The organism is Bacteriovorax sp. DB6_IX (genome assembly GCF_000447775.1).
Taxonomy (GTDB): Bacteria; Bdellovibrionota; Bacteriovoracia; order Bacteriovoracales; family Bacteriovoracaceae; genus Halobacteriovorax_A.
Window position 1 is genome coordinate 1 of the sequence record NZ_AUNJ01000472.1, and the last position, 5,012, is coordinate 5,012.

Consider the following 5,012-nt stretch of genomic DNA (forward strand, 5'->3'; position numbering starts at 1 on the left):
GGCGTCTACTGAATACGAAGATTCAAAACTTGAAACTTCTCCTTTTTCATTGGCCCCGTCTGGTCAAAAGTTTAGAACGGACGTTTTAGCTCTTTCTAAAGAATTTATTTGGGGTGGTGAATTTACTTTTAGTGGAACTCACTATGACCTTGATTCATCTTCAAGCTTTAAAAGTTATTCGCAATCTTTAGAGTACTCGCAGGACCTTGGAGCAAACCTTTTTGGTCGAAACGATTTTCTTAGTCTAGATATAGCTGAAGAAACAGCAAACTATCAAAAATTGAAGTTTGAAGGAAGTAAATCTAAATCAATTGTTCTTCTTGTTAATGATTATCTTCAAGTTAGAAGAGAGAAAACTCTTCTCGATCTCCAGAGACAAGCATTCTCAAGGTCTTTAAAAAGACTCAACCTTATTAAGAAGCAAGTTAAAGATGGAATCAAAGAAAGAGTTGATCTCTATAGCTCACAAACAGCACATAGCTTTCAGAGTGAACTATTAGAAGAGAAGAGTGCTGCATTGGAAAATGCACTAAGAGATTTAGAAACTCGAATGGAGAGAAAGGTTTCTCTTCGTAAAATTGAAGCCTTTGAAATCTCAGAGAAAGGACTCAAGCCTGTACCGCAAGGAAGTATTGATGAGAACTTTGATGTTAAGGCCATTAAGAAGAAACTGTCATACTTAAAGAAGTCTGTTGATAAATCTGATAATTCAATCTTCCCAACGATTACTCTCAAAGGGACATACTCAACAAATAATTATGACACGACAAAGAACCCTATCTCTGACGGGACATTTGGTTCAGATAATGACAGTAAGGCCTTGGCCCTGACGGTGAGTATTCCTCTTGGTTTTGACGTTCAGAAGAATGCATTAAAAGTTGCGAGACTTAATAAGATGGAAGCTGAATATGATAAGAGACTTACTCTTGTTTCTGTAAAAAATAATATTGAGAACTTTAAGAGAAACCTTGCGAGACTTGATAAGAATATTGCAAGTGTTGCGAAGAGATATAAATTAGCTCAGAAAACAGTAACTGAATACAATAGGCTCTACAACAGAGGTCGAGCTAATCTTGATCAAGTTATTAGAGCGGAAGAAGATCTTATTAATACTGAGTCTGCTTTTGTAGAATATAAAATTGCGAGAGAGAAACAATACTACGGGCTTCTTGATATTTACGGGCAGCTTGAATCTCATATGAGGAAGTAATGAAAAAGATAATTGAATTCTTTATTGATAAATCTCTTGTCGTCAACCTCCTGACTGTCATTATTATTGTCGTTGGTGTGGTCAGTGCATTTACACTTCAAAAAGATATTTTCCCTTCAGTAGATTTTGATGTCGTTCTGATAAGGACTAGTTATCCTGGCTCTTCTTCTGAAGATGTTGAAAAGCTTGTGACATTAAGTGTGGAGAGGTCTCTAAAAGAAGTCGATGGTTTAAAGGAAATAAATGCTCTTTCATCAGAAGGAACGAGTATTGTTTACGTGACGGTAGAACCTGATGCTGATCTAAGAGAAGTTGAAGATGATATTAAGTCAGCACTTGATAGTATTGATGACTTCCCTGAAGAAGTTAAAGAGCCAGTTGTTACTAGTCTTAATAACACGAATAGAAGAGGTGTTATTAAAGTTGCTGTTAAAGGTGCTCCTTATGACAGACTCAGAGAAGTATCTAAGAAATTAAGAGATGAGCTTGAACTTTATAAGAAAATTTCACTAGTTGAAATAGAAGGTTATAGAGAAGATGAGATTGTCGCTCTTCTGGATCCAAATAAGTTAGCTGAAAATGAAGTTACTGTTACAGAAGTACATAATGCTATTGCAAAAAGTAATACAAATTTATCCGCCGGTAAGATTGAAGCTGCTGAGGGTGATGTTTACGTAAGAACGCTAAATGAATTCGAAGGTCCAAAAGATGTTGCTAAGGTTGTTATTCGTTCAAATAGTGAAGGGAAGCAAGTAACTGTAGGTGATGTTGCAAATGTTGTGCAAAGACCAGTAGAAAACTCAATCATTGGAAGATCTAATGGTGAGGAAGCCTTATTCTTAGATGTTCGAATTAAAGGATCTTCTGATATCTTAGATTCAGCCGATCATATAAAGAAAACAGTTAATGAATTCTTTAAGAATAAAGAGTACTCGGATGTAAAATATGATTTTCTAGATGATGCTTCTTACTATGTGAAAAGAAGACTGAATGTTTTAAGAGATAATGGGATTATGGGAATTGTTCTCGTTTTTGGGTGCCTTCTCTTATTTCTAAATTTTTCTACATCAGTTGTAACTTCAATGGGGGCACCTCTGGCATTTATGATCTCATTTGCTGGAATGTCGATGATGGGTCTCTCGATGAACCTTATTTCGATGTTTGGTCTTATCCTCGTTCTTGGGATGCTTGTTGATGATTCAATTATTGTTTCTGAGCATTTCTACCAAAAACTTGAAGATGGGATGGAGCCGAAAGAAGCCGCTCGAACGGCTGCAATTGAAACTATTAAACCAGTTACTGCTACGATTGTGACGACAATGATTGCTTTTGGTTCGCTCTTCTTTATGGGGGGAATCATGGGGAAATTTCTCTGGCCTGTTCCAGCAACAGTCATTATTTGTCTCGCTGCTTCATTATTTGAGTGTTTTATCATTCTTCCATCACACTTAGCTGATTTCGTAAGACTTAAGAAAACGACGGCCACTGAGCAATCATCTCGTTGGTATGCCTCGCTTTTAAAATTCTATGGGAAGACCTTGAAGATTGCTGTGAGATTTCCATTCACAACCGTTATTGGTTTTGGAGTCTTCTTTATCGTAACAATATTTGTCGCTAGTAGAATGAACTTCGAACTTTTTCCTGGAGATGATGTTAGGACAGTATTCTTACAGGTGAAAGGAAGAGTCGGAGTTGCTCAAGAAGTAACCTCTGCTGAGATGCTTAAAGTCGAAAAGATGTTAGTGTCGAAGTTCCCAAAAACGGAGTTGAAGCAGATTCAGGCCCGTGTTGGAATGTTAGTTGGTGAGCATGGGAATAAAATTGGAAATCAGTATGGTTCAATTGTTCTCTACTTAACTGATCCAGCGGAAAGAGAAAGAAGTACAGATGAGATAATTAATATTGCAACTGAAGAGGGGAAGAAAATTATCTCACCAGAGTACAGTTTACTCGTAAAGAAGCAACAAGGTGGTCCTCCAAGAGGAAAGCCTGTTGATATCAATATTAGAAGTAGTTCAATTAAAGATCTTAAAGTTGCTTCAAAAGAAATTGAAGCTGAGCTAAAGAAGGTTGAAGGGATTACTTCAACAGAAATCGACTTTGAAGAAGGTAATGATCAAATTATTTTTAAAGTTGATGAAAGTGAAGCAACAAGATTAGGGCTTAGTGTAAGTGCCATCGCGATTGAGTTAAGACGAGCTCTCGCAGGTGATATGATTACTGAGATTAAAGACTCTGATGAAGATATTGAAGTTAAGGCTCGATTTGATGAGAATTGGATTAAAGACGAAACTCCGCTATTGGGGATGACTATTTTAAATTCTCAAGGAAGAAGAATCGCTTTAAATAAAGTTGTTAAAGTTGAGAGAGAACCTGGAGCATTTGTTATTAGAAGGCTTGATGGTAAGAGAATTTTCTCTGTCTCTGCTTCAATTGATAAGGCCGTTACTAATCCTAGAAAAGTGGCAAAAGACTTTTCTGAAAAGGTTAAAGCTGTAACAGCGAAGTATAATGGGATGACTTTTGAATTTGGTGGTGAAAATGAGGACACAAAAGAGTCTATGGGTGGTCTTTTAAAGTCATTCTTAATCTCTATGGCCTGTATTTTCTTAGTACTTGTTCTTATGTTTAATACACTAGAACAACCAATTGCGGTTATGTCAGCAATTCCTTTAGGAATGATTGGTGTGGTGTGGTCATTTAAACTATTTGGAATGAGTTTAGGTTTCATGGCCATGATGGGGGTTGTCGGACTCATCGGGGTTGTCATTAACGATTCAATTGTCCTTGTAAACTTTATTAACGTTAGAAGAGAAAGAGAAGATAACCTTTATAAGGCCGTCTTTACAGCATGTCTCTCAAGACTAAGACCAGTTCTTCTTACAACGATTACAACTGTTGTTGGATTGTTACCTGTTGCGCACCCTTCGGTAAATGCGATTATTCCATTTAGTGATGCAAGTGGTGGTGATCCATTTTTAAAGCCAATGGCCATGAGTTTTGCTTGGGGACTTGCCTTTGCAACTGCAGTTACACTTATTTTTATTCCAAGTCAGTACATTGCTTTTGAGAAGATGAAGAACTTCTTTAGAAGAAAACCTAATAAGATTGATCTAGGGAAATATACTGATATCGATGAAATTGAAAAGAAAGTCGAGTCAGACCTTTCTCATACAGAGGTAACATCTCAAATCACTCAGACAGAAGTTGATGCATAATAAGAAGGCCACATAAAGTGGCCTTTTTTATGAAACTTGATTTGAGATAATTATTCTTCCACACCCGCTACATATTCTATGTTGAAAAGAATTGTTTATCTCTCCAGCTTCGGCAGAAGAAATCTGCATTCTACACTTTGCACAAGCTGTACCAGTCAGTTTTGTGATAGGAGAATTAAATCGATACTTTTCTCGTACTTTATCGTACATAGGCTTAAAGTCATTTGGAATTTCGATGAGGAGGGCTTCAATCTGTTTTTCTAGCTTTTCAATTTCACCCTTATTCTTAGCCTCTATAGCATCAACTTCTTCTTGAATTTCAGCAATAGTATCAGAAATCCCTGAGAAATATTCTTCATCAACCTTTATACCCTCTTCAATTGTTTCAACCTGATCTAGTTTTTCTAGGACTGATTCTTCGATCTCTTCTTGGCGAGGGCTTAAATTTTCAATTTCTTTATTCAAAGCATCGACTTCATTTTGTGATGAGGGCCATAGAGAGATGCTCTTGTGATTTTTTTATTTTTCTCATCTATTGTGAAGAGTTCTTTTTCTAAGCTCGTTATTTGATCTTTTAGCTCAGC

3 protein-coding genes are annotated in these 5,012 nt (G+C 36.6%); 2 read left to right on the forward strand and 1 reads right to left on the reverse strand.

The annotated features are described in order from the left end of the window. Both M901_RS14650 and M901_RS14655 read left to right on the forward strand, forming a co-directional pair. The coding region (locus M901_RS14650) for a TolC family protein (RefSeq protein ID WP_021278991.1) at positions 1 to 1,210 on the forward strand (1,210 nt) is incomplete at its 5' end. Beyond that, a complete protein-coding gene (locus M901_RS14655) occupies positions 1,210 to 4,428 on the forward strand; it encodes an efflux RND transporter permease subunit (protein ID WP_021278992.1) in 3,219 nt (1,072 codons plus the stop codon). The genes M901_RS14650 and M901_RS14655, both read left to right, overlap by 1 nt. A 27-nt stretch (positions 4,429 to 4,455) precedes the next feature. On the opposite strand, the gene M901_RS14660 is transcribed toward M901_RS14655, so the two are convergent. After that, the gene (locus M901_RS14660; protein WP_021278990.1) at positions 4,456 to 4,893 is read right to left on the reverse strand and encodes a zinc ribbon domain-containing protein; all 438 of its coding nucleotides are present in this window, start codon (positions 4,891 to 4,893) and stop codon (positions 4,456 to 4,458) included. Between the last annotated feature and the right edge of the window lie 119 nt (positions 4,894 to 5,012).

Excerpts from the sequence above, each read along its gene's own strand:
- M901_RS14655 (WP_021278992.1), top strand. The coding sequence starts at position 1,210 with ATGAAAAAGATAATTGAATTCTTTATTGATAAATCTCTTGTCGTCAAC.